Genomic DNA, 23075 nt, shown 5'->3' on the forward strand with positions numbered 1-23075 from the left:
CCGGCCGGTGCGACGCCGTCGCGGCCCGCGGCCGAGCCGGCCAGCGAGCGCGCCGCCAGCGCCGGCCCGGCCTACACCCTCAAGTAAGCAGCGGGCGCGGGCCACCGCCCGGTCGCCCCTGCCGTAGCACCCGCGCCATTGCGCGCGTGGCCGCCCCACGCAGCGCCCGGCGCCATTCCGGTCTTGTTGACCGTATTCGCTGTCATTCGCTGAAATTCGCCTGATTTCTTTCCGGGGAACCGACTCGCCATGAAACTCGCTATCGCCGGCGCCTCCGGCCGCATGGGCCGCATGTTGATCGAATATGTGCTGGACGCCGAGGGCGTGACGCTGGCCGGCGCGCTCGATGCGCCCGGCGCCGCTGCGCTGGGGCAGGACGCGGGCCTGTTCCTCGGCCGCCAGACCGGTGTCACGATCACCTCGGACATCGAGGCCGCGCTGGCCGGTGCGGACTGCCTGATCGACTTCACCCGCCCCGAGGGCACGCTGGCCCACCTGCAGGTGGCGCGCCGTCTCGGCGTCAAGATGGTGATCGGCACCACGGGCTTCGACGATGCCGGCAAGGCCGCGCTGGCCGAGGCCGCGCAGTCGATCGGCGTGGTCTTCGCCGCCAATATGAGCGTCGGCGTCAACGCGACCTTCAAGCTGCTCGAGGTGGCCGCGAAGATGCTGGCTTCGGGCTACGACATCGAGATCATCGAGGCCCACCATCGCCACAAGGTCGACGCGCCGTCGGGCACCGCGCTGAAGATGGGTGAGGTCATCGCCGAAGCGCTCGGCCGCGACCTGAAGACCTGCGGCGTGTTCGCCCGCGAGGGCCATACCGGCGAGCGCGAAGGGAATTCGATCGGGTTTGCCACGGTGCGCGGCGGCGATATCGTCGGCGACCACACCGTGCTGTTCGCCGGCATCGGCGAGCGCATCGAGATCACGCACAAGGCCTCGAGCCGCCAGTCGTATGCCGATGGCGCGGTACGCGCCGCCCGCTTCCTGGCCGGCAAGCCGAACGGGATGTTCGACATGCAGGACGTACTGGGCCTGAAGTAAGTCCTGCCATGCACGCGCCTGCGGCCCCCGCGATGGCGGGCGCAGGCCGTTTCCGCCGGCCACCGCCGGTTATAATCGGCGCTTTCCGCACGCCGCAACGGCCGGCGTGCCTTCCACCGCTGCCAGATTCCACATTGCCGATGCGCCGCGTGCGCACCGCTGTCCCAACCATGCAAGACAAATACCTCCCCGCCGAAGTCGAAGAATCCGCCCGCCAGCACTGGCAAGCCATCGATGCCTATCGCGTCGACGAGCACGCGGTGGGCCCCGACGGCAAGGAGAAGCCCAAGTTCTATGCCTGCTCGATGCTGCCGTATCCGTCGGGCAAGCTTCATATGGGCCACGTGCGCAACTACACGATCAACGACGTGATGGCGCGCTACCTGCGCATGAACGGCCATAACGTGCTGATGCCGATGGGCTGGGACGCCTTCGGCATGCCGGCCGAGAACGCCGCGATCAACAACCGCGTGGCGCCGGCCGCCTGGACCTACGACAACATCGCGTACATGAAGAAGCAGATGGCGTCGATGGGCCTGGCGATCGACTGGTCGCGCGAGGTCGCCACCTGCGATCCGAACTACTACCGCTGGAACCAGTGGCTGTTCCTGAAGATGCTGGAGAAGGGCATCGCCTATCGCAAGACCGGCACCGTCAACTGGGATCCGATCGACCAGACCGTGCTGGCCAACGAGCAGGTGATCGACGGCCGCGGCTGGCGCTCCGGCGCGGTGGTCGAAAAGCGCGAGATCCCGATGTACTACCTCGGCATCACGCAATACGCGGAGGAACTGCTGGGCGAGCTCGAAGGCCTGGGCTGGCCCGAGCGCGTCAAGGTGATGCAGCAGAACTGGATCGGCAAGAGCGAGGGCGTGCGCTTCGCCTTCCCGCACGCGATCGTCGGCGACGACGGCGAGCTGATCGGCGGCGGCAAGCTGTATGTGTTCACCACGCGCGCCGACACCATCATGGGTGTGACCTTCTGCGCGGTCGCCGCCGAGCACCCGCTGGCAACGCACGCCGCCTCGACCAATCCGGAACTGGCCGCCTTCATCGACGAGTGCAAGCACGGCTCGGTGATGGAAGCCGACATGGCGACCATGGAAAAGAAGGGCATGCCGACCGGCCTGAAGGTCGTGCACCCGCTGACCGGCGAGCCGGTCGATGTCTGGGTCGGCAACTACGTGCTGATGAGCTACGGCGACGGCGCGGTGATGGGCGTGCCCGCCCACGACGAGCGCGACTTCGCCTTCGCGCGCAAGTACGGCCTGCCGATCAAGCAGGTCATCGACGTCGAGGGTCGGCCGTTCTCGACCGAGGCCTGGCAGGACTGGTACGCCGACAAGGAACATGGCCGCTGTATCCATAGCGGCCACTACGACGGCCTGCACCATCGCGCCGCGGTCGACGCGATCGCCGCCGACCTGGCCGCCAAGGGCCTGGGCGAGAAGAAGGTGACCTGGCGCCTGCGCGACTGGGGCATTTCGCGCCAGCGCTACTGGGGCACGCCGATCCCGCTGATCCATTGCGACAGCTGCGGCGTGGTGCCGGTGCCAGAGCAGGACCTGCCGGTGGTGCTGCCCGAGGACCTGGTGCCGGACGGCAGCGGCAATCCGCTCGCCAAGGATCCGCGCTTCCTCGAATGCACCTGCCCGTCCTGCGGCAAGCCGGCCCGGCGCGAGACCGACACGATGGATACGTTCATCGACTCGTGCTGGTACTACATGCGCTATACCTGCCCGGACGCGGCCACGATGGTCGATGCGCGCAACGACTACTGGATGCCGATGGACCAGTACATCGGCGGCATCGAACACGCGATCCTGCACCTGCTGTACGCGCGCTTCTGGACCAAGGTGATGCGCGACCTGGGCCTGGTCAAGTTCGGCGAGCCGTTCACCAACCTGCTGACGCAGGGCATGGTGCTGAACGAGACCTACTATCGCGAGGACGCCAGCGGCAAGAAGCACTGGTTCAATCCCGCCGACGTCGATGTGAAGACCGACGAGCGCGGCCGCCCGGTCGGCGCGACGCTGAAGGCCGACGGCCAGCCGGTCGAGATCGGCGGCGTCGAGAAGATGTCGAAGTCCAAGAACAACGGCATCGACCCGCAGGCACTGATCGACCAGTACGGCGCCGACACCGCGCGCCTGTTCACGATGTTCGCCGCGCCGCCCGAGCAGCAGCTCGAGTGGAGCAGCTCGGGCGTCGAGGGCGCGTCGCGCTTCCTGCGCCGCGTCTGGGCCTATGGCCAGGCCAATGCCGAGGCGATCCGGGCGGCCGGCGCCGGCGGTGAAGCCGTCGACGCGGACCGCGCGCTGCGCCGCGACGTGCATGGCGTGCTGCGCCAGGCCAACTACGATTACCAGCGGATCCAGTACAACACCGTGGTGTCCGCCGCGATGAAGATGCTCAACGCGCTGGAAGACGCCAAGTCGGCTTCGCCGGCCGGGCGCCGCGAGGGCTTCGGCATCCTGTTGCGCGTGCTGTACCCGGTGGTGCCGCACATCACCCACGTGCTGTGGCAGGAGCTGGGCTACGCCACCGCGCATGGCGATCTGCTCGATGCGCCGTGGCCGCAGGTCGACGAGGCCGCGCTGGTGCAGAGCGAGATCGAGCTGGTGCTGCAGGTCAACGGCAAGGTCCGCGGCAGCCTGACGGTGCCGGCCGACGCCGACCGCGCCGCGATCGAGGCGATGGCCGCCGCCAGCGAGACCGTCGCCAAGTTCGCTGCCGGTGCCGCGCCGAAGAAGATCGTGGTGGTGCCCGGCCGCCTGGTCAATGTGGTGGTCTGAGGCGGGCCGCCCTGCAATGGCATCCCGCCGCCGCGCCATCGTCCCAATCAAAGGAATCGCGCCATGACTAGACCGAACCCGAATCGCCGCGCTGTGCTGGCCGCGCTGCTGGCCGCCGGTGCGCTGGCCGGCTGTGGCTTCCATCTGCGCGGCAGCTCGGACTTCGCCTTCAAGCGGCTGTATGTCGGCATCCCGAAGAACTCGCTGATGGGCGCCGAACTGACGCGCGCGATCCAGGGCGGTTCCGACACCATCGTCGTCACCGATCCGAAGCAGGCCGACGCGCTGCTCGACGTGCTCGAGGACACCCGCACGCGGACCGTGCTGTCGATCACGACGGCCGGTGTCGTGCGCGAATACCGGCTGACCCAGCGCTTCACGTTCCGGCTGCGCGATGCGGCCGGCCGCGAGATGATCGCGCCGTCGCAGATGGTGCTGTTCCGCGACCTGACCTACAACGAGGCCAACGCGCTGGCCAAGGGCTACGAGGAAGAGCAGCTGTATCGCGACATGCAGCGCGACATCGTGCAGCAGCTGATGCGCCGGCTCGCCGCCGCCAAGCCCGCCTGAGGCCGCGCACGGCGCACGCACAGGCAACACGGACACGACAGGCAAGCCAAGCGGACACGGCCCACCGGATGCAGCTCAAGCTCGACGCCCTCGACGGTCACCTGCGCCAGGCCCAGACGCGCGGGTTGGCACCGCTGTACGTGGTACACGGCGACGAGCATCTGCTGGTGCTCGAGGCGGTCGACCGTCTGCGCCAGGCGGCGCGCGACGCCGGCTACAGCGAGCGCGACGTGCTGGTGTCCGAGCGCGGCTTCCAGTGGAGCCAGCTGCTGGAGGCGCAGCAATCGATGTCGCTGTTCGGGGACCGCAAGATCGTCGAGCTGCGCATTCCGTCCGGCAAGCCAGGCAAGGAAGGCGGCGAGGCGCTGCGCGCGGTGGCGGCGCAGCTGGCGGGCGCGCAGTCCGCGTCCGATCTGGTGATGCTGATCACGCTGCCGCGGCTGGACTTCGCCGCGTCGAAATCCGCCTGGTTCCAGGCGCTCGAGGGCGCCGGCGTCTCGATCAAGGTCGACAACGTCGATCGCAGCCGGCTGCCGGCCTGGGTCGGCGAGCGGCTGGCGCTGCAGAACCAGCGCGTGGAACCGGGCGAACCGGGCCGCCGCGCGCTGCAGTTCATTGCCGACAAGGTCGAGGGCAACCTGCTGGCCGCGCATCAGGAAATCCAGAAGCTCGGGCTGCTGTACCCGGCCGGCGTGCTGACCTTCGACCAGGTCCACGACGCGGTACTCAATGTCGCCCGCTACGACGTGTTCAAGCTGTCCGAGGCGATGCTCGGCGGCGACGTGCCGCGGCTGGTGCGGATGCTCGAAGGACTGCGCGGCGAGGGCGAGGCCACGGTTCTGGTGCTGTGGGCGCTGACCGAGGAAATTCGCGTATTATCCAAGGTCCGGCAGGGGCTGGCCGGCGGCAAGCCGATGGGCGTGCTGACCCGCGAGCTGCGCATCTGGGGACCGCGCGAGAAGCTGGTGCCGCAGGCCGCGCAGCGGCTGTCCACCGAGCGCCTCGAGGCCGCGCTGGCGATGGCCGCGAAGCTGGACCGGCAGACCAAGGGGCTGCGCGTCGACGGCATGCCGGCCGAGCCGTGGGATGGCCTGCTGCAGCTGGCGCTGATGATCGCGCGCTGATCCCCCGCGGTTCCAACGCTGCCCTGCGGCCGAGCGCCGCCGGAACCCGCGCCGCCGCGCCGCCCGCAGCGCGACCCGCCAAAATACAAGATTGCCAGGCCGCACCGACCGGCCCCCGATATGAACGAGCTCGACCTCTACCAGTACATGGACCGCGTCGGCCGCCAGGCCCGCGCCGCATCGCGCGCGATGGCGCGCGCATCGACCGCCGACAAGAACCGCGCGCTGCTGACCATCGCCGCCGCGATCCGACGCGACGCCGAGCAGTTGAAGGCCGTCAATGCGCGCGATGTCGAGCGCGCCCGCGCCAACGGCCAGGACGCCGCCTTCGTCGACCGCCTGACGCTGTCGGACAAGGCCATCGCGACGATGGCCGCGGGCCTCGAGCAGATCGCCGCGCTGCCCGATCCGATCGGCGAGATCGGCAACATGAAATACCGGCCGACCGGCATCCAGGTCGGCCAGATGCGCGTGCCGCTCGGCGTGATCGGCATCATCTACGAGTCGCGTCCCAATGTGACGATCGACGCCGCGGCGCTGTGCCTGAAGTCCGGCAACGCGACCATCCTGCGCGGCGGTTCGGAAGCGATCGAATCGAATACCGCGCTGGCCCGGCTGGTCGCCGAGGGCCTGGCCGAAGCCGGTCTGCCGGCCGAGGCGGTGCAGGTCGTCGAGACCACCGACCGCGCCGCGGTCGGGCGCCTGATCACGATGACGGAATATGTCGACGTGATCGTGCCGCGCGGCGGCAAGAGCCTGATCGCGCGGCTGATGGAAGAGGCGCGCGTGCCGATGATCAAGCATCTGGACGGCATCTGCCACGTCTACGTCGACGCCGACGCCGACCTCGACAAGGCGGTGCGCATCTGCGACAACGCCAAGACGCAGCGCTACGCGCCGTGCAACACGATGGAAACGCTGCTGGTCGCCGAATCGATCGCCGCGCGCGTGCTGCCGCCGCTGTGCAAGATCTACCAGCAGAAGGGCGTCGAGCTGCGGGTCTGCCCGGCCACGCGCGCCACGCTGGAAGCGGCCGGCATCAAGGGGCTGGTCGATGCCACCGAGGAGGACTGGCGCCTCGAATACCTGGCGCCGGTGCTGGCAATCCGCACGGTGTCCGGCCTCGACGAGGCGATCGCCCATATCAATACCTACGGCTCGGCCCATACCGATTCGATCGTCACCGAGAACTATTCGGCCGGCATGCGTTTCCTGCGCGAGGTCGATTCGGCCAGCGTGATGATCAACGCGTCGACGCGTTTCGCGGACGGCTTCGAATACGGCCTGGGCGCGGAGATCGGCATCTCGAACGACAAGCTGCACGCACGCGGCCCGGTCGGCCTCGAAGGACTGACCTCGCTGAAGTACGTGGTGTTCGGCCACGGCGAGATTCGCACGTAAATCGCCGCGTCATACGGATCGCCGATGCTCTGGGTCAAATCGCTGCATATCGTCTTCGTGGTCTCCTGGTTCGCCGGGCTGTTCTATCTGCCGCGCATCTTCGTCAATCTGGCGATGGAGACCGATCCCGCCGCGGTGACGCGGCTGCTGGCGATGGCGCGCAAGCTGCTGCGCTTCATGACGATGCTGGCGATCCCCGCGCTGGCGTTCGGCCTGTGGCTCTATCTGCGCTATGGCATCGGGCGCGGCCCGGGGCAGGGCTGGATGCATGCCAAGCTGGCGCTGGTGCTGGTGCTGCTCGGCTATCACCATGGCTGCGCGGTGCTGCTGCGCAAGTTCGAGGCCGGCCGCAATACCCGCTCGCACCGCTTCTACCGCTGGTTCAACGAACTGCCGGTGCTGGTGCTGCTGGCGATCGTGGTGCTGGTGGTGGTCAAGCCGTTCTGACGCCCTCTGACATCCCGTTCTGACGCTGTATCTCTTCGCCTGAACCCATTCCCGAGGAACCGATGAGCAAGCAGATCGACTACTACTTCTCGCCGCAGTCGCCGTACGTCTATCTCGGCCACGCGCGCTTTACCGAGATCGCCGCCCGTCATGGCGCCCAGGTCAATCTGAAGCCATGCGACCTGGGCAAGGTGTTCGCGACCTCGGGCGGTCTGCCGCTGGCCCAGCGGCCGCCGCAGCGCCAGGCCTACCGGCTGATCGAACTGGCGCGCTGGCGCGACTACCTCGGCGTGCCGCTCAATCTGGAGCCGAAGTACTTTCCGGTCTCGGGCGACGCCGCCAGCCGGCTGATCATCGCGGCGCGGCTGGCGCATGGCACCGCGCGCGCGATGGCGCTGCTCGGGGCGATCGGTCAGGCGCTGTGGGCGCAGGAGCGGAATATCGCCGATGCCGCCACGCTGGCCGAGCTGGCCGATCGCCTGGACTTGGATGGCGCGGCGCTGCTCAAGGCCAGCGAAGGGCAGGGCGTGCAGGACGAATACGCGCGCCATACGCAAGATGCGATCTCGGCCGGCGTGTTCGGCGCGCCGTGGTATGTCTACGAAGGCCAGCCGTACTGGGGCCAGGACCGGCTCGACTTTCTCGATCGCGCGCTGGCGGCCGCCTGAGCGCGGTCCGTGCCGGCCCAGGCCGGCGCCGGTGCCTCCGTCCGCCACGGCGGACGTTTTTGTTTGAAGCGGCTTGTGCCGCCGTTTCGCCTGCTGTTTATTTGACCTGTCGCGACCACTGGACCATTCGCGACTTTCTTGCGACCCGTTCGCGACCTTTTGCCGGACCGCTGTGATGACCCAAGCCTTCTTCGCCCCCTGCCCGCGCGGCCTCGAGAGCGCGCTCGCCGACGAGCTGCGCGAGATCGCCGTGCGGCCCGATGTCGACGCCCTGGCGCCGTTCGACGTCCATCGCGAGGTGCCGGGCGGCGTCAGCTTTTCCGGCGACATGGCGGCCGCCTACGCGGTCAACCTGCATTCGCGCATTGCCAGCCGCGTGCTGCTGCGGGTCGCCGCCCGCGGCTACCGCCACGAGGACGACATCTACGAGCTGGCGCGCGCGCAGCGCTGGGACCAGTGGTTCGGTCCGGACGAGACCATCAAGATCGAACTGACCGCGCACCGCTCGCCGCTGCGCAGCCTGAACTTCACCGCGCTGCGGGTCAAGGACGGCGTCTGCGACGCGATGCGCGAGCGCCTCGGTGCACGGCCCAGCGTCGATACCGCCAGCCCCGACGTACGGATCTACGCGCACCTGACCGAGCACGACTGTACGCTGTACCTGGACACCACCGGCGAGCCGCTGTTCAAGCGCGGCTGGCGCATGGAGAAGGGCGAGGCGCCGCTGAAGGAGAATCTGGCCGCGGGCATCCTGCGGCTGGCAGGCTGGACGCCGGGCAAGACCGCGCGGCCCTTCTACGACCCGATGTGCGGCAGCGGCACGTTCCTGGTCGAGGCGGCGCAGGTCGCGCTCGGTCTCGCTCCCGGGGCGGCACGCAGCTTTGCCTTCGAATGGCTCAAGGGCATCGACCAGAAGCCGTGGAAGGCGCTGAAGAGCGAGGCCCAGGCCGCCAGCCGGCGCGCCGCTGCGGCGGCATCGGCGTCGGACCTCGCCATCGCGGGCAGCGATATCTCGACCGACATGCTGGCGATGGCGAGCGCCAACTGGCAGCGTGCCGGCTTGCCGGGCGAGCTGCGCACCAAGCAGGTCGATGCGCGCCACGTGCAGCCGCCATTCGCGGAACCCGGCCTGTTGCTGCTGAATCCGCCCTATGGCGAGCGGATCGCGGTGCGCGGCCAGCGCCGGCCCGCATTCGACGAGGCGCCGGTGGACAGCGCCGAGGAAGACGCCGCCAACCAGTTCGCCAGCGCGTTCGCGACGACGCTGAAGCAGCATTTTGCCGGCTGGGAGGCGTGGATCTTTACCGGCGACCTGTCGCTGCCGCGCCGGCTGCGGCTGAAGGAATCGCGGCGGGTGCCGCTGTATAACGGCGCCATCGAATGCCGGCTGTTCCGCTTCGAGATGGTGAAGGGCGGGAACCGGGCGCAGTCGTGACGGCCTGATGGTGTTCTCCCTCTCCCCCTAGGGGAGAGGGTCGGGGAGAGGGAAAACGGCGCCTGCATAACCACCGCGGCCTGCCCTCTCCCCCGACCGCTCTCCCGCAAGGGGGAGAGGGGAGAGAACCGGCAGTACCTCTCAACGCCCCGTCAAACTGCCTTCGTTGCGCTCGAATTCCGTCAGGAAGGTCCTGAAGCTGACCACCGGCTCGTCCAGCAGATGGCGCGGCAGGTCGAACAGCGCGTACAGGAATTCCTCGCGGCCCTCGACGCGCTCGGCCGGCAGGCAGTATTGCTCCCAGTCGACGCAGGCCGGCGTGTACATGCCGTTGCCGGGCCAGAAGAACGGCACGATGCGGCCTTCGCGCAGGCCCTCGGTCAGCGCCGCCGGCGCATCGTAGGCCTCGGCCGACTCGACCTGGCTGGTCAGGCTGGTGCGGGTCTCGATCACCATCAGCGTGGCCTGGCCCTGCGCGGTCAGCAGCAGGATGCCGGCCGGGTTCGGGTACAGGTAGTACTCGACGAAGCCGTAGCGCGCCGCCAGCTGCCGCACGCGCTCGGCCATCGCGGCATCGGACAGGAACGAGAACGAGTGCCGCGTCAGCAGGTCGCGCAGCGTGTGCGACAGCGTGGTGAAGTACTGCTGCTGCAGCGCGTCGATCTCCTGGTCCAGGCGCTCGACCATATTGCTGTCGTGCTTCTTGACGTAGCGGTCGATCAGCCCGTGGTTGAAGCCCTGCACCGCGACCCCCTCGTCGGCGGTGCCGGTCAGCAGGATGGTCTTGCACGGCAGGTCCTGCAGCGCGCGGCAGAATTCGAGCCCGTCCATCTGCGGCATCGAATAGTCGACCACGATCACGCCGGGCTGCACGAAGCGGTGAATGTCATGGATCTGCCGGTGGATGCGGTCGATATCGAGCTGCACGGTGCGGCGCTCGGTCAGGAACGTCAGGTCGTCGTGCGTGACGCGCACCGGCAGGAAGCCGGTGAAGCGCGTGGTGTAGGCCTCGCGGATCCACTGCAGCGCCTCGCGCGGGTCGGTGAAGGTGACCACCGGGCGGGTCCGGTCCATCTGGAAGACCAGGCTGTCCATGAACGAACGGCTGTCGTCGACCAGCACGGTCAGGATCGGATGTTGGAAGACCGGCAGATGCCGGTCCTGCGGATTGAATGTCATGTCGCGTGCGACCCCGGGGAGGCGAAAAGCGGGTCCGGCTGCAGCGGGGAGCGCGGGGCCGGCGCCAGGGCCGCCATGGCCGGCGCATGCCGGCCCCCGCGGCCGAGGGCCAGTATAGCGCGCCGGAGCGGGGGCGCAACCGGCCCTGGAGTAGGGCCGGCGGCACAGCTTTTACGGGTGCGCGATCGCGGTCAGGCGACTGCCTTGACCATGTCCTCGACCACCTTCTTGGCGTCGCCGAACACCATCATCGTCTTGTCCATGTAGAACAGCTCGTTGTCCAGCCCGGCGTAGCCGGCCGCCATCGAGCGCTTGTTGACGATGATGGTCTTGGCCTTGTAGGCCTCCAGGATCGGCATGCCGGCGATCGGCGAGTTCGGGTCGGTCTTGGCCGCCGGGTTGACCACGTCGTTGGCGCCCAGCACCAGCACCACGTCGGCCTGGCCGAACTCGCTGTTGATGTCCTCCATCTCGAAGACCTGGTCGTACGGCACCTCGGCCTCGGCCAGCAGCACGTTCATATGGCCCGGCATCCGGCCCGCGACCGGGTGGATCGCGTACTTCACCGTGACGCCCTTCTCCGACAGCATCTCGGTCAGCTCCTTGAGCGCATGCTGGGCGCGCGCCACCGCCAGGCCGTAGCCGGGCACGATGATCACGGTCTCGGCATTGCCCATCAGGAAGGCCGCGTCGTCCGGCGAGCCGGACTTGACGTTGCGCTGCGCCTGCGCGCCGGCGGCGGCCGCGCTGCCGGCCTCGCCGCCGAAGCCGCCGAGGATCACGTTGAAGAACGAGCGGTTCATCGCCCGGCACATGATGTACGACAGGATCGCACCGGAGGAACCCACCAGCGAGCCGGCGATGATCAGCATCGGGTTGTTCAGCGAGAAGCCGATGCCCGCCGCCGCCCAGCCCGAGTACGAGTTCAGCATCGACACCACCACCGGCATGTCGGCGCCGCCGATCGGGATGATGATCAACACGCCGAGCACGAAGGCGATCGCCAGCATCACCAGGAATGGCACCCACTGCTGCGTCATGAAGAACGCGATGCCGAAGCCGACCATCGCTACCGCCAGCGCCAGGTTCAGCCAATGCTGGCCGGCGAACACCACCGGCGCACCCTGGAACAGCCGGAACTTGTAGCGGCCGGCCAGCTTGCCGAACGCGATCACGGAACCGGAGAACGTGATCGCACCGACGAAGCAGCCGATGAACAGCTCGATGCGGTTGCCCAGCGGAATCTCGTGCGAGCCGGCCGCGGTGATGCCGAAGGCGGCCGGTTCCGCCACCGCCGCGATCGCGATGAAGACCGCCGCCAGGCCGATCAGCGAGTGCATCGCCGCGACCAGCTCCGGCATCTTGGTCATCTCGACCTTCTTCGCGACGTAGGCGCCGATGCCGCCGCCGACCACCAGTCCGGCCAGGATCAGGCCGAGCCCGGTGCCGATCGACGACTGGCCGATGCCCGCGGCCAGGAACTCGTTCTTCAGCTTGACGATCAGCGCGACGGTGGTCAGCGCGGCGATCGCCATGCCGATCATGCCGAAGGCGTTGCCGCGGCGCGCGGTCGCCGGATGCGAGAGCCCCTTCAAGGCCTGGATGAAGCAGACCGAGGCCACCAGGTAGAGCAGCGTGACGACGTTCATGCTCATTGCGCGCCCTCCTTGTTGCCGGCCGGAGCCGACTTCTTCGGCTCCTTCTTCTTGAACATCTCCAGCATGCGCTGGGTCACCAGGAAGCCGCCGAACACGTTGACCGCGGCCAGGGCCACGGCCAGCGTGCCCATCGCGCGGCCGACGCCGCCTTCGGTCAGCCCCGCGGCCAGCATCGCGCCGACGATGATGATCGCCGAGATCGCGTTGGTGACCGCCATCAGCGGGGTATGCAGCGCCGGCGTAACCGTCCAGACCACGTGGTAGCCCACGTAGATCGCCAGCACGAAGATGATCAGGTTGATCACCGTGTGGTTCACCATCTCCATCGACTTCTCCTCCCGTTGCTTGAATTCGGTTGTCCGCGCAGTTTCCCGGCTATGGCGCGGCCGGCTTCGCCATTGGCTCGCCGGCCAGCGCCGGTGATGGCGTCCGTGCCGACGGCGGCACGAATACCCGCTCCCAGTCGCGCCGCATGCTGACCACGGTCCAGCGGTGCGCGGCGGCGGCCTTCAGCGACGCGCCATCCGGCTCCGTATAGGCCGACTCGCGCTGCGCGTCGTCATGGTCGATCAGCATCTGGAACGATGGCCCGTGCCGTCCCTGGCTGTAGGCCAGCATCGCGATATCGCCGGCGCCGCCGACATTGCCGGCCGCGAACACCGGCCGCTGGCCGATCTGCAGCGCGATATTGGCGGGTTTGTTCTCTTTGTCGTTGAAGCTGTCGACGCGCGGCTCGCGCCAGACCGCGTTCCCCTGGGCGGTTTCGCGAAAGCGCAGTGCCAGCCGGGAGCCAATCACCTGCTGTGGCGCGATGCCGTAGTAGTCCGCGGAGAACGCACGCATGAAGTCGGCGGTGGAACCCGCGCACAGCCAGGTCTGGTAGCCCTGCGCGCGCAGATGGGCGAGCAGCTCGAGCATCGGCTGGTAGATGCCGTCGCGCAGCGGCGCGCGGCTGCGGGGATGACGGGCGGCCGCGAGAAAGCGCCGCGTCTCGTCCTGGAACGATTCGACCGCGGTGTTGCCGTACACGGCGTGCAGCAGCTGCAGCGCCGCGGTGTCGCCGCGCTGCAGGTAGCCGCGCGGATCGGCGAGGAATTCGCGGTAGGGGCTTTGCGCGCCGAGCGCGGGTTCGGCGTCGGTGCGCGCGCGCGCCAGGTGCGCGACGAACAGCAGCTCGGCGCGCGGGTCCTCGCGCCACAGCGTGCCGTCGTTGTCGAAGATGGCGATGCGGTCCGCCGGGGCGACGAAGGCCGGGCCGCCCACCGTGGTGGTGTCGCGCACGAAGCGCAGGATCGCCTGCTTGGCGGGACCGTCGCGCCAGGAGGGCAGCGGGTCCGCCGCGGCGGAGGTCGGCGGGGCACCGCCGTCAGGCGATGGCGATGCGGGTGCCGATGCGGGTGTCGATACGCCCGCGCAGGCCGCGCAGCCCGCCGTCACGACAACGATCAGCCAGCGGCGCCATGCGCCAGGGCCACCGTTGGCATGCCGGGACTGCGGGCGAGACTGCCTGCGCGCGGCGATCATGGGATTACACCTTCTTGATTTCCTTGATGCGGTTGTTGTCGTCGACCAGCACGATCTTCGGCTTGTAGTCGGCCAGTTCCGCATCGCTCATCGGCGCGTAGGTGCAGATGATCAGGTGGTCCCCCAGGTGGGCGCGGCGGGCGGCGGCGCCGTTCAGCGAGATCTCGCCGGTGCCGCGCTTGCCCTTGATGATGTAGGTCGAGAAACGCTCGCCGTTGTTGACGTTATAGAGCTCGATCTTCTCGTACTCCTTCATGTCCGCCGCGTCGAGCAGATCCTCGTCGATGCCGCACGACCCCTCGTAGTGCAGGTCGGCCTGCGTCACGGTGACGCGATGCAGCTTGGCGCGCAGAATGATGCGTTGCATGGTGTTGCTTTCCTTCGTTGATGCTGGCGCCGCGACGGCTCGAACGTGGGGCCGCGGCACCGTGAAAACGCGCCCGGGATGGGCGCGGGGTTGAAATCGATGGTGGAGGGTCGGCGCTGCCGGCGCGCCGATCGCACCGGCGGCGCCGGGCCGGCTGCCGCTCAGGCGGCCTGGCGGGCCAGCGCGCCGTCCCTGCTGATCAGGCAGGCCGCGACGATATCGTCTTCCGCGTTGATTGTCAGCTTGCCGTCCTTGTCGACGATCAGCTTGAGGAAGTCGAGCACGTTGCGCGCGTACAGCGCGGAGGCGTCCGCCGCGACCATGCTGGCCAGATTGGTGTAGCCGACCAGCGTCACGCCATGGCGCTCGACTACCTCGTCCGCCACGGTCAGCGGGCAGTTGCCGCCTTGCGCGGCGGCCAGGTCGACCACCACCGAGCCGGGCTTCATCGCCTGCACGGTCTCTTCCTTGAGCAGCACCGGCGCACGCCGGCCCGGGATCAGCGCAGTCGTGATGACGATATCGGCCTGCTTCGCCCGCTCGTGCACCAGCGCGGCCTGGCGCTGCATCCAGCTTGCCGGCATCGGCCGCGCATAGCCGCCGACGCCCTGCGCGATCTCGCGCTCCTCGTCGGTTTCGAACGGCACGTCGAGGAATTTCGCGCCCAGCGATTCGATCTGTTCCTTGACCGCGGGCCGCACGTCGGAGGCCTCGATCACCGCGCCCAGCCGCTTGGCGGTCGCGATCGCCTGCAGGCCGGCGACGCCAGCGCCGAGAATCAGCACGCGTGCCGCCTTGACCGTACCGGCGGCGGTCATCAGCATCGGCATGAAGCGTTGGTAGTGGTTGGCGCCGACCAGCACGGCCTTGTAGCCGGCGATATTGGCCTGCGAGGACAGTACGTCCATGCTTTGCGCGCGCGTGGTGCGCGGCGCGGCTTCGAGCGCGAAGGCGACGATGCCGGCGGCCGCCATGCGCGCGTTGTTGTCGGCGTCGAACGGATCGAGCATGCCGACCAGCGCGGCGCCGGGGCGAATCTGCGTCAGTTCCTGCGGATCGGGAGCGCGTACCTTCAACACGAGCTCGGCGCCGAACGCGCGGGCGGCATCGACGATGCTGGCGCCGGCGGCCTCGTAGGCGGCGTCGGGACAGCTGGCGCGTACACCGGCACCGCTCTGCACGAGCACCTGATGGCCTTGGGCGACGTACTTCTTGACGGTCTCGGGGGTGGCGGCGACACGCGCTTCGCCGGCCCGTGTCTCCAGCGGGATACCGATCTGCATCGTCAGCTTCTCCTGTTGCGGTGCCGCTCCGGGCTACGGCCGGGCAGGCATCCGGGCTCGTTTGTCGGCGCCGCCGTCCAGCGCAGCGCACAATTTTTTCGCAGCTTACAGGAATCTGACGGCAATGGGGGCGATGCGGGCGCGATGTGGGGGAGAGGGGGCGATGTGGAGGAGATCGACTTGCGGTCCCCCGCCCGGGCCTGGCGCGGGCGGCCTCGCTGCAGCGGCGCGCGCCTGCCGGTAAAATGCCGGATTGCCTAAAACTTGTGCATCATGTCCCAAGACTGGAAAACCAGCGTCACCGTGGCGGCCGTGATCGAACGCGGTGGCCGCTTCCTGCTGGTCGAAGAAGAAACCCGCGACGGCCTGAAGCTGAATCAGCCGGCCGGCCACCTGGACCCGGGCGAGAGCCTGGTGCGCGCGGTGATCCGCGAAACGCTGGAGGAAACCGCGCACAGCTTCGAGCCGCGCGCGCTGCTCGGCTGCTATCTGGCCCGTTCGGTGACCTCGCCGACCACCCAGCATCCCGAGGGCGACATCACCTATGTGCGCTTCGCCTTCACCGGCGATCTGGGTCCGCTCGACAGCGGCCGCCCGCTCGACACCGGCATCGTCCGCACCGTCTGGCTCAGCGCCGACGAGATCCGCGCCTGTCCCGAACGCCATCGCTCGCCGCTGGTGCTGGCCTGCGTCGAGGACTATCTGGCGGGCAAGCGCTTCGCGCTCGATGCGCTGTACACGCATCCGTCGACGCTGATGCCGGGAGCCCATCCATGAGCGCAGCCAGCAACGCCGGATCGCTTGCCGCGGTCTCGACCCGTCCCGAACTGAACCCCGCCATCGGCCGCGGCGAGCGCGTCGTGGTCGGCATGTCGGGCGGGGTGGACTCGTCGGTCACCGCCTGGCTGCTGAAGCAGCAGGGCTACGAGGTGGTCGGCCTGTTCATGAAGAACTGGGAGGACGACGACGACAGCGAATACTGCTCGACGCGCCAGGACTGGCTCGACGTGGTCTCGGTGGCCGACCTGATCGGCGTCGACGTCGAGGCGGTCAACTTCGCCGCCGAGTACAAGGACCGCGTGTTCGCCGATTTCCTGCGGGAATATTCGGCCGGCCGCACGCCGAACCCGGACGTGCTGTGCAATGCCGAGATCAAGTTCAAGGCCTTCCTCGACCATGCGATGTCCCTCGGCGCCGAGCGCATCGCCACCGGCCACTATGCGCGCGTGCGGCAGGGCGAGCATGGCCGCTTCGAACTGCTGAAGGCGCTGGACCACACCAAGGACCAGAGCTACTTCCTGCATCGGCTCAATCAGGCGCAGCTGTCGCGCACGCTGTTTCCGCTGGGCGAAATCCCGAAGACGCAGGTGCGCGAGATCGCCGCCGAAATCGGCCTGCCGAACGCGAAGAAAAAGGATTCCACCGGCATCTGCTTTATTGGCGAACGTCCATTCCGGGATTTTCTGAATCGCTATCTGCCGACCAGGCCCGGGCCGATGAAGACGGCCGACGGCAAGGTCGTCGGCGAGCATATCGGCCTGGCGTTCTACACGCTGGGCCAGCGCAAGGGCATCGGTCTCGGCGGCAGCCGCGACGGCAGCGGCGACGCGTGGTACGTCGCGCGCAAGGACATGGCGTCGAACACGCTGTACGTGGTGCAGGGCCACGACCATCCGTGGCTGCTGTCGCCGACGCTGCGGGCCGCCGACCTGTCGTGGGTCGCCGGCGAAGCGCCGCGCGCGGGTACCGCGCTCAGCGCCAAGACGCGCTATCGGCAGAGCGACGCGCCGTGCGTGGTCGGCGCGATCGACGGTGACGATCTTCAGCTGCGCTTCGACGAGGCGCAGTGGGCGGTCACGCCGGGCCAGTCGGCGGTGCTGTACGACGGCGAGGTGTGTCTTGGCGGAGGCATCATCCAGTAAGGGCCGCGTGGCCAGCGGCACGATCGGCAACAGCAGGCGGTAGAAGCGAAAGCGGGCGGAATTACGGCAAAGCGGGGGGCAGGGAGTTGGCGCACCATTCGCATTCGTGCGGCGCCGGCGATGGTGCCCCCGATGGTGCCCTCGATGGCGCGCCCGATGGCGCGCCCGATGGCGCGACCGATGGCGCGACCGATGGCGCGCGATAGTGCCCCGCATCGGGGTCCCCGACTTCCCGAGTTCCACGCGGCAAGGCGCCAAGCGGCCTTGCCCATGCTTGCCTGCCATGCCCCTGAATCCGCCTGTTACTGGCCGTGCGCCTTCCGCGCCGTCCTTCCTGCCTGTCGCCGAGCCGACGGCCTTTCCTTCCTCCCATCCCGCCAGCACCGGTGCGCTTGCCATCGCGCCGCCACCGGGACAGCCGGCGTCGTCCGCCAGCAAGGCCACCATCGACCTGGTTCCTTGCCATGTCTGGCAACAGGTGGCCGGCATGCTGCCACCGCGAACCTGCGCCAACCTGGCCCGCGCGTCGAAATCGATGCTGCAAGCGCTACGCAACGCGCTGCATGCCGACAAACTGCTGCACCACGCGCGGCGAGCGGCGACGCCGTCCACGATCGCGCCGATATTGCGCGAATGCACTTCCGGGACGCACGCCTTGACCGACCAGCATCGCGACAAACGGCAATGCCTGGCCCCGGGACAGCACGTCGTTCCGACAGCGCGGAGGGCCGAGATCCTGGCCACGCTGGTGCGGCGTGTCTTTCAGCTGCCCTATCTGGCGAGCCGGCGGCAGCACGATATCGCCAGGGCGGTGCTCGATCTGCCGGCATCGGTTCGTGCCGGCCCGCTTCAGCGACTGCTGGCTGCTGCGGGCTACCGGACCCGCACCGAAGCCGATTCCGCAGGCGCCGTCTGGGAGGAGTACGGCGTCTCGCCCGATGACCTGATCGTCGCGGTCATGGAGCTGCCGGCGAGCCAGCGCGGACCGTCGCTGTGCGCCTATCTGCGCCTCTGCGCGCGGCCGCTGTCCGAACAGGGGCTGGCGCTGTGGATCGACGCCGGACGGACCCTGCCGCTCGAGCAGCGCGTGGATCTGCTGCTGACGCTGCTGGAGCGCGTGCGTTGGCGTAGCGGCATGCCGGCGCTTGCCGATCGCCACCTGCAACTGCTGCAAGCCAATGGCGAACTGCTCGATGCCAGGCGACGTCCGCTGTCGGCGCAAACGGCGCTGTTGCTCGAGCTGGTCAAGACGCTGGAGTGCGACCGTAGCAACACCACCTTGGGACCGGGATTCCAGAGCGCGACATGGCCGACGGTGTGGAATGCCGTGCTGGATTCCACGCAGGCGCTGTCCGTCGAGGACCGGGCCGTTGTGATCAAGGCCATGGCCTGGGTAGCGAACGAATGGGCGCCGCCTGGGACGGCGGACCGCCTCCGTGCCACCGCCGATGGGCTCTTGCCGGCGGACCGGGAAGCGGTGGCGGCAGTGCTTCGGTATGTCGAGGGGGGTGGCCCTTCCCCGGCCGAGCCACTGGCGGCGGTTTCCGAGTTCAGGGCGTTCGTCAAGGCCATCCTGAAAACCACCCGGGATGAAGCCGTCATCCTGGAGCGCTACGCCGGTCTGCCGGAGGACGTACAGCTGGCCGCCCAGGACAGCGCGAGGGCAACGGCATATCGGTGCGACAGCGACCTCGTGGTCTGGGGACCGCTGGCGGGTGCCATGCTGGCGCACACGACCAACGCGCGGCGTCACGCCGGGTGGCTCGATGCCGGGCTCGCCAGGGCATGGCGTTCGATGATGGTCGAAATGCGGGAACCGCCTCCGGAGTGGAGTCGCATCTGGCGGGACATCATCGCCGCGGCGCTGTCCCGAGTCGAGCCAACGCTGCGCGCCCAGGTCCTGGATGCGCTGGCGGTCAAGTTCAGGAAGATCGATGAACGCGCGTGGCTGCTGCAGCAGACCCGGACGCTGCCATCGACACTGCAGGCGCAGGTCCTGTGCCGGCTGGCGATGTTCGACCTGCGCAAATGGAGCGGCGATCGGAAGGGTGTGCAACTTGCCGCCAGACCGCTACTGGAACAACTGATTGCCGCCACCGCGGCATTGCCCGGCCAGTATCAGGGTTTGCCGCTGCTCGCCCTGTGCGAGTTGCGCGCGCAGCCGACGCGGCATGCGGCGCTGCGAGACGTCTGGAAGCGCTTCGATGCGATCCGCTGGGCAGCGCCGCCCGAGGACAGGCGTTTCGACTGACCCTCGGGCGGGCACCGGCTCAACCGCGTGGCGGTTCCGTATCGATGAACGACTGGCGCTTGCTGATCTTGTCGTGGAAAGCGACCAGGTTGGGATGGCGCTCGCGCCAGGCAATGTCCGGGAAGCGGAAGTCCAGATAGGACAGCGCGCAGCCGACCGCGACGTCGGCCAGCGAATAATGGTTGCCGGCGCACCAGGTGCGATCGGCCAGGCCGTTGGCCATTGCCACCAGCGCACTGTCGATCTTGCCAAGCTGGCGGCGCACCCAGCGCTCGCTGCGCTCGGCCGGCTCGCGTTGCGTATGTTCCAGCCGCGCCAGCAGCGCCGCGTCGAGCAGGCCGTCGGCCAGCGCCTCCCAGCAGCGCACCTCGAGCCGCTCGCGGCTGCCTTGCGGAATCATGCGGCTGACGGGCGTCAGCGTATCGACGTACTCGACGATCACGCGCGAATCGAACACCGCGCCGCCGTCCTCCATCACCAGGCAGGGCACCTTGCCGAGGGGATTGAATTGACCGATCGCCGTGTCCGGCGACCACACGTCGACTTCCACCATCTGATAGTCGATCTTCTTCTCGGCCATCACCACGCGCACCTTGCGCGCGTAAGGGCTGGTCTGCGATGCGTACAGCTTCATGTTCTCCCCTTGAGCTCGTTATGAAGTGCATCGGGCGCTCCGCAGCGGGAGCGGCTGGCCTCGTGCGCCGGCGGTGGCGCGCGGGTCCGGTCTGCCTTGATGCACTTCGTAACAGGCCGCTGGCTCGGCGTGGCGAGTATAACCGCCCGGGAGGCCGTTCCGGCACGGCGCCGGCGCCGAACGGGCGCCCCGCGGGGCTGCCCGCAACACTGGCGACGATCGCGCGGCGCAGCGGGGAGGGCGGTGGTAAAATCGCGGCTTTCCAGCGCCGGCTGCCAGGCCGGTGCACCGGTTCGCGCCGGATTGCGCAGGATCGTTCCCGGCTTTGTATGCGTTTGAGTACATAGGCTGTGCCAGCGCAGCGCGCCCGCCGACCGTTCCAGGTTTTCCTCTTCATTCCCTCCCGCCGTCTGCCAGCATGTCCGCTACCGCCTCCCCCGCCGCGCTCTCGCCGCTCACCGCCCTGTCCCCGATCGATGGCCGCTATGCCGCCAAGGCCGACCCGCTGCGCGAATGGCTGTCCGAGGCCGCCTTCATGCGCCACCGCGTCAAGGTCGAAGTCCATTGGCTGATTGCGCTGGCCCGTACCGGCCTGCCCGACATGCCGAAGTTCTCGGCGCAGTCGGAAGCCGCGCTGCTGGCGCTGGTCGAGCACTTCAGCGAAGCCGACGCGGCGCGGATCAAGGAGATCGAGGCGGTCACCAATCACGACGTCAAGGCGGTCGAGTACTGGATGAAGGAGCGCGTGCAGGACAACGCCGAGCTGGTGGCCGCCAGCGAATTCATCCACTTCGCCTGCACCTCCGAAGACATCAACAACACCTCGCACGGCATGATGCTCAAGGGCGCGCGCGACAGCGTGCTGGTGCCGACGCTGCGGCGCGTGCATGCGCGGCTGGTCGAACTGGCGCACGCCAACGCGCGCGAGCCGATGCTCTCGCGCACGCACGGCCAGCCGGCCAGCCCGACCACGCTCGGCAAGGAAATGGCCAACGTCGCCGCGCGCCTGGCCCGTGCGATCGACCGGATCGAACGCGTCGAGCTGCTCGGCAAGATGAACGGCGCGGTCGGCAACTACAACGCCCACCTGTCGGCCTATCCGGAGTTCGACTGGGAAGCGTTCTCGCGCGACGTCATCGAGAACCGGCTGGGCCTGGCCTTCAACCCCTACACGATCCAGATCGAGCCGCACGACTACATGGCCGAGCTGTTCGACGCGGTGGCCCGTGCCAACACCATCCTGCTGGACCTGGACCGCGATGTCTGGGGCTATATCTCGCTGGGCTACTTCAAGCAGAAGACCAAGGCCGGCGAGATCGGCTCGTCGACGATGCCGCACAAGGTCAATCCGATCGACTTCGAGAACTCCGAGGGCAACCTGGGCCTGGCCAACGCGCTGCTGCGCCACCTGTCGGAGAAGCTGCCCGTTTCGCGCTGGCAGCGCGACCTGACCGACTCGACGGTGCTGCGCAATATCGGCGTCGCGTTCGGCTACAGCCTGCTGGCCTACGAGGCCTGCCTGCGCGGCCTGGGCAAGCTCGAGACCAACCCGGAGCGGCTGGCCGAGGACCTGGACAACTGCTGGGAAGTGCTGGCCGAGCCGGTGCAGACCGTGATGCGCCGCCACGGCATCGCCAATCCCTATGAGCAACTGAAGGAACTGACCCGCGGCAAGGGCATCTCGCGCGAGGCGCTGCGCACCTTCATCGAGGGCCTGGCGATCCCCGACGAGGCCAAGGCTCGGCTGCTCGAGATGACGCCGGGCAGCTATATCGGCCGCGCGGTGGAACTGGCCGAGCGGTTGAAGTAGGGAAGCAAGGCGCGGTACCGGATCGCGCCTCTCTCGTCCCTTCGCCTCTCTCGTCCCTTTGTCACCGAGCCGCCCCATGGGGCGGCTTTTTGCTTCCTGGGCGCCTTGTCCGGTTGGCCTGGCCGGTCAATTCGGCAGCGTAAGGAGGCGACACGATGTGCCCACCTCCTATTTCATAGGGGGGCCGAATCGGTACCATTTCCCACATGACTGGAAGACTGGCGCACCCACTACAGTTGGCATATGCTTTGACATATGCCAAGGGGTGTACCATGACGACGACAACGGAAGGCAGGCATGTGCGGCTTTTCCGCAATGGCCGCAATCAGGCAGTGCGGATACCGCGCGAATTCGAGTTACCCGGAGAGGAGGCGATCATGCGTAAAGAAGGCGACAAGCTGATCATCGAACCGATTCCTGCGACGTCGTTCCGGGCGCTTCTCACGCAGTGGGAGCCGCTCGACGAGACGTGGCCGGACATCGATGACCGGCCTCCCGAGCCGGTGGATCTTTGATGGCGTTGTACCTGCTTGACACGAATATCGTGTCGGCGGCCCTTCGGAATACCCGTGGCGCCTGTGCCGCGCGGATCGGAATGACGGACGCCGAGGCGCTGTGCACGTCCATTGTCGTCGCGGCCGAACTGCGCTTCGGCGTTGCGAAGAAGGGTTCTGCCGAGTTGGCACGCCGGGTGGAACATGCCTTGAGCACGCTTCGCGTGTTGCCGCTCGATGGCGATGCCGATCGGCACTATGGCCGGCTCCGCACCGAGCTGGAGCGCCATGGGAAACCGATCGGCGCCAACGATATGCTGATCGCCGCGCATGCCCTGGCGATTGACGCTGTACTCGTGACGGACAACGTGTCCGAGTTTTCCCGCGTGCCGGGTTTGCGCTACGAAAACTGGCTGACTTGAGGCCATCGGGCGTCCCGATGTGCCGAGCCCAGGCCGTCGCGCGG

At 68.2% G+C, this 23075-nt stretch carries 21 protein-coding genes; 14 read left to right on the forward strand and 7 right to left on the reverse strand.

From position 1 onward, the window contains the following. The first annotated feature begins 249 nt into the window (after nucleotides 1–249). From dapB to LRR16_RS18165, 8 genes are all read left to right on the forward strand, one after another. A complete protein-coding gene (dapB, locus tag LRR16_RS18130; protein WP_232206748.1) occupies nucleotides 250–1047 on the forward strand; it encodes a 4-hydroxy-tetrahydrodipicolinate reductase in 798 nt (265 codons plus the stop codon). A 170-nt stretch (nucleotides 1048–1217) separates the two neighbouring features. Further along, entirely contained in the window at nucleotides 1218–3842 is a 2625-nt protein-coding gene (leuS, locus tag LRR16_RS18135) for a leucine--tRNA ligase (RefSeq protein WP_232206749.1), read from the forward strand. A 63-nt stretch (nucleotides 3843–3905) separates the two neighbouring features. Continuing rightward, entirely contained in the window at nucleotides 3906–4412 is a 507-nt protein-coding gene (gene lptE / locus LRR16_RS18140; RefSeq protein ID WP_006579735.1) for an LPS assembly lipoprotein LptE, read from the forward strand. A gap of 68 nt (nucleotides 4413–4480) precedes the next feature. Beyond that, nucleotides 4481–5536 carry a DNA polymerase III subunit delta gene (holA, locus tag LRR16_RS18145; RefSeq protein WP_023263386.1) on the forward strand — a complete coding sequence of 352 codons (1056 nt, stop codon included), beginning with the start codon at nucleotides 4481–4483 and terminating at the stop codon, nucleotides 5534–5536. Nucleotides 5537–5656: 120 nt separating this feature from the next. Then, nucleotides 5657–6937 (forward strand): glutamate-5-semialdehyde dehydrogenase, encoded by a 1281-nt coding sequence (locus LRR16_RS18150; RefSeq protein ID WP_232206750.1) that lies wholly within the window; start codon nucleotides 5657–5659, stop codon nucleotides 6935–6937. 24 nt (nucleotides 6938–6961) lie between these two features. Further along, entirely contained in the window at nucleotides 6962–7384 is a 423-nt protein-coding gene (locus LRR16_RS18155; protein ID WP_232206751.1) for a CopD family protein, read from the forward strand. A gap of 62 nt (nucleotides 7385–7446) precedes the next feature. Beyond that, a complete protein-coding gene (locus LRR16_RS18160) occupies nucleotides 7447–8052 on the forward strand; it encodes a 2-hydroxychromene-2-carboxylate isomerase (RefSeq protein WP_232206752.1) in 606 nt (201 codons plus the stop codon). 175 nt (nucleotides 8053–8227) lie between these two features. Further along, nucleotides 8228–9487, forward strand: coding sequence for a class I SAM-dependent RNA methyltransferase (locus tag LRR16_RS18165; RefSeq protein ID WP_232206753.1), 1260 nt, complete (start codon nucleotides 8228–8230; stop codon nucleotides 9485–9487). Nucleotides 9488–9628: 141 nt separating this feature from the next. On the opposite strand, the gene LRR16_RS18170 is transcribed toward LRR16_RS18165, so the two are convergent. The 6 genes from LRR16_RS18170 to LRR16_RS18195 form a co-directional block, all read right to left on the reverse strand. Next, nucleotides 9629–10666 (reverse strand): response regulator, encoded by a 1038-nt coding sequence (locus tag LRR16_RS18170; RefSeq protein ID WP_232206754.1) that lies wholly within the window; start codon nucleotides 10664–10666, stop codon nucleotides 9629–9631. A 191-nt stretch (nucleotides 10667–10857) separates the two neighbouring features. After that, nucleotides 10858–12321 carry an NAD(P)(+) transhydrogenase (Re/Si-specific) subunit beta gene (locus tag LRR16_RS18175; protein WP_023263383.1) on the reverse strand — a complete coding sequence of 488 codons (1464 nt, stop codon included), beginning with the start codon at nucleotides 12319–12321 and terminating at the stop codon, nucleotides 10858–10860. After that, a complete protein-coding gene (locus LRR16_RS18180; RefSeq protein WP_006577188.1) occupies nucleotides 12318–12650 on the reverse strand; it encodes an NAD(P) transhydrogenase subunit alpha in 333 nt (110 codons plus the stop codon). Before LRR16_RS18180 ends, LRR16_RS18175 begins: the two co-directional genes overlap by 4 nt. A gap of 49 nt (nucleotides 12651–12699) precedes the next feature. Continuing rightward, complete coding sequence (locus tag LRR16_RS18185) at nucleotides 12700–13848, reverse strand: HAD family phosphatase (RefSeq protein ID WP_232206755.1); 1149 nt, start codon at nucleotides 13846–13848, stop codon at nucleotides 12700–12702. 4 nt (nucleotides 13849–13852) lie between these two features. Beyond that, nucleotides 13853–14215: an aspartate 1-decarboxylase gene (gene panD / locus LRR16_RS18190; RefSeq protein WP_006577190.1), complete on the reverse strand. Its 363-nt coding sequence runs from the start codon at nucleotides 14213–14215 to the stop codon at nucleotides 13853–13855. 161 nt (nucleotides 14216–14376) lie between these two features. Next, entirely contained in the window at nucleotides 14377–15498 is a 1122-nt protein-coding gene (locus LRR16_RS18195) for a Re/Si-specific NAD(P)(+) transhydrogenase subunit alpha (RefSeq protein WP_006577191.1), read from the reverse strand. A gap of 273 nt (nucleotides 15499–15771) precedes the next feature. Here LRR16_RS18195 and LRR16_RS18200 point away from each other — a divergent pair, with 273 nt between their 5' ends. The 3 genes from LRR16_RS18200 (at nucleotide 15772) to LRR16_RS18210 (ending at nucleotide 19671) form a co-directional block, all read left to right on the forward strand. Continuing rightward, entirely contained in the window at nucleotides 15772–16275 is a 504-nt protein-coding gene (locus tag LRR16_RS18200) for an NUDIX hydrolase (protein ID WP_006577192.1), read from the forward strand. After that, nucleotides 16272–17420: a tRNA 2-thiouridine(34) synthase MnmA gene (gene mnmA / locus LRR16_RS18205; protein WP_255674167.1), complete on the forward strand. Its 1149-nt coding sequence runs from the start codon at nucleotides 16272–16274 to the stop codon at nucleotides 17418–17420. The genes LRR16_RS18200 and mnmA overlap by 4 nt, the downstream gene beginning before the upstream one ends. Before the next feature lie 283 nt (nucleotides 17421–17703). Then, nucleotides 17704–19671, forward strand: coding sequence for a hypothetical protein (locus LRR16_RS18210; RefSeq protein ID WP_232206756.1), 1968 nt, complete (start codon nucleotides 17704–17706; stop codon nucleotides 19669–19671). A gap of 19 nt (nucleotides 19672–19690) precedes the next feature. Here the strand turns inward: LRR16_RS18210 and LRR16_RS18215 are convergent, their stop codons facing one another. Further along, nucleotides 19691–20305, reverse strand: a complete 615-nt coding sequence (locus LRR16_RS18215) for a glutathione S-transferase family protein (protein ID WP_006577195.1) — start codon at nucleotides 20303–20305, stop codon at nucleotides 19691–19693. A 418-nt stretch (nucleotides 20306–20723) separates the two neighbouring features. Between LRR16_RS18215 and purB the strand changes: the two genes are divergently transcribed. From purB to LRR16_RS18230, 3 genes are all read left to right on the forward strand, one after another. Further along, nucleotides 20724–22115 carry an adenylosuccinate lyase gene (gene purB, locus LRR16_RS18220; RefSeq protein ID WP_232206757.1) on the forward strand — a complete coding sequence of 464 codons (1392 nt, stop codon included), beginning with the start codon at nucleotides 20724–20726 and terminating at the stop codon, nucleotides 22113–22115. Between the two features lie 272 nt (nucleotides 22116–22387). Continuing rightward, complete coding sequence (locus tag LRR16_RS18225; RefSeq protein WP_232206758.1) at nucleotides 22388–22630, forward strand: antitoxin; 243 nt, start codon at nucleotides 22388–22390, stop codon at nucleotides 22628–22630. Then, complete coding sequence (locus LRR16_RS18230; protein WP_232206759.1) at nucleotides 22630–23031, forward strand: type II toxin-antitoxin system VapC family toxin; 402 nt, start codon at nucleotides 22630–22632, stop codon at nucleotides 23029–23031. Before LRR16_RS18225 ends, LRR16_RS18230 begins: the two co-directional genes overlap by 1 nt. Nucleotides 23032–23075 lie beyond the last annotated feature (44 nt).

This window comes from Cupriavidus sp. UGS-1 (genome assembly GCF_021213615.1).
Lineage (GTDB): Bacteria > Pseudomonadota > Gammaproteobacteria > Burkholderiales > Burkholderiaceae > Cupriavidus.

Bases quoted from the DNA above. Each gene is read 5' to 3' on its own strand.
- dapB (WP_232206748.1), top strand. From the start codon at position 250: ATGAAACTCGCTATCGCCGGCGCCTCCGGCCGCATGGGCCGCATGTTG.
- leuS (WP_232206749.1), top strand. From the start codon at position 1,218: ATGCAAGACAAATACCTCCCCGCCGAAGTCGAAGAATCCGCCCGCCAG.
- lptE (WP_006579735.1), top strand. From the start codon at position 3,906: ATGACTAGACCGAACCCGAATCGCCGCGCTGTGCTGGCCGCGCTGCTG.
- holA (WP_023263386.1), top strand. From the start codon at position 4,481: ATGCAGCTCAAGCTCGACGCCCTCGACGGTCACCTGCGCCAGGCCCAG.
- LRR16_RS18150 (WP_232206750.1), top strand. From the start codon at position 5,657: ATGAACGAGCTCGACCTCTACCAGTACATGGACCGCGTCGGCCGCCAG.
- LRR16_RS18155 (WP_232206751.1), top strand. From the start codon at position 6,962: ATGCTCTGGGTCAAATCGCTGCATATCGTCTTCGTGGTCTCCTGGTTC.
- LRR16_RS18160 (WP_232206752.1), top strand. From the start codon at position 7,447: ATGAGCAAGCAGATCGACTACTACTTCTCGCCGCAGTCGCCGTACGTC.
- LRR16_RS18165 (WP_232206753.1), top strand. From the start codon at position 8,228: ATGACCCAAGCCTTCTTCGCCCCCTGCCCGCGCGGCCTCGAGAGCGCG.
- LRR16_RS18170 (WP_232206754.1), bottom strand. From the start codon at position 10,666: ATGACATTCAATCCGCAGGACCGGCATCTGCCGGTCTTCCAACATCCG.
- LRR16_RS18175 (WP_023263383.1), bottom strand. From the start codon at position 12,321: ATGAGCATGAACGTCGTCACGCTGCTCTACCTGGTGGCCTCGGTCTGC.
- LRR16_RS18180 (WP_006577188.1), bottom strand. From the start codon at position 12,650: ATGGAGATGGTGAACCACACGGTGATCAACCTGATCATCTTCGTGCTG.
- LRR16_RS18185 (WP_232206755.1), bottom strand. From the start codon at position 13,848: ATGATCGCCGCGCGCAGGCAGTCTCGCCCGCAGTCCCGGCATGCCAAC.
- panD (WP_006577190.1), bottom strand. From the start codon at position 14,215: ATGCAACGCATCATTCTGCGCGCCAAGCTGCATCGCGTCACCGTGACG.
- LRR16_RS18195 (WP_006577191.1), bottom strand. From the start codon at position 15,498: ATGCAGATCGGTATCCCGCTGGAGACACGGGCCGGCGAAGCGCGTGTC.
- LRR16_RS18200 (WP_006577192.1), top strand. From the start codon at position 15,772: ATGTCCCAAGACTGGAAAACCAGCGTCACCGTGGCGGCCGTGATCGAA.
- mnmA (WP_255674167.1), top strand. From the start codon at position 16,272: ATGAGCGCAGCCAGCAACGCCGGATCGCTTGCCGCGGTCTCGACCCGT.
- LRR16_RS18210 (WP_232206756.1), top strand. From the start codon at position 17,704: ATGCCCCTGAATCCGCCTGTTACTGGCCGTGCGCCTTCCGCGCCGTCC.
- LRR16_RS18215 (WP_006577195.1), bottom strand. From the start codon at position 20,305: ATGAAGCTGTACGCATCGCAGACCAGCCCTTACGCGCGCAAGGTGCGC.
- purB (WP_232206757.1), top strand. From the start codon at position 20,724: ATGTCCGCTACCGCCTCCCCCGCCGCGCTCTCGCCGCTCACCGCCCTG.
- LRR16_RS18225 (WP_232206758.1), top strand. From the start codon at position 22,388: ATGACGACGACAACGGAAGGCAGGCATGTGCGGCTTTTCCGCAATGGC.
- LRR16_RS18230 (WP_232206759.1), top strand. From the start codon at position 22,630: ATGGCGTTGTACCTGCTTGACACGAATATCGTGTCGGCGGCCCTTCGG.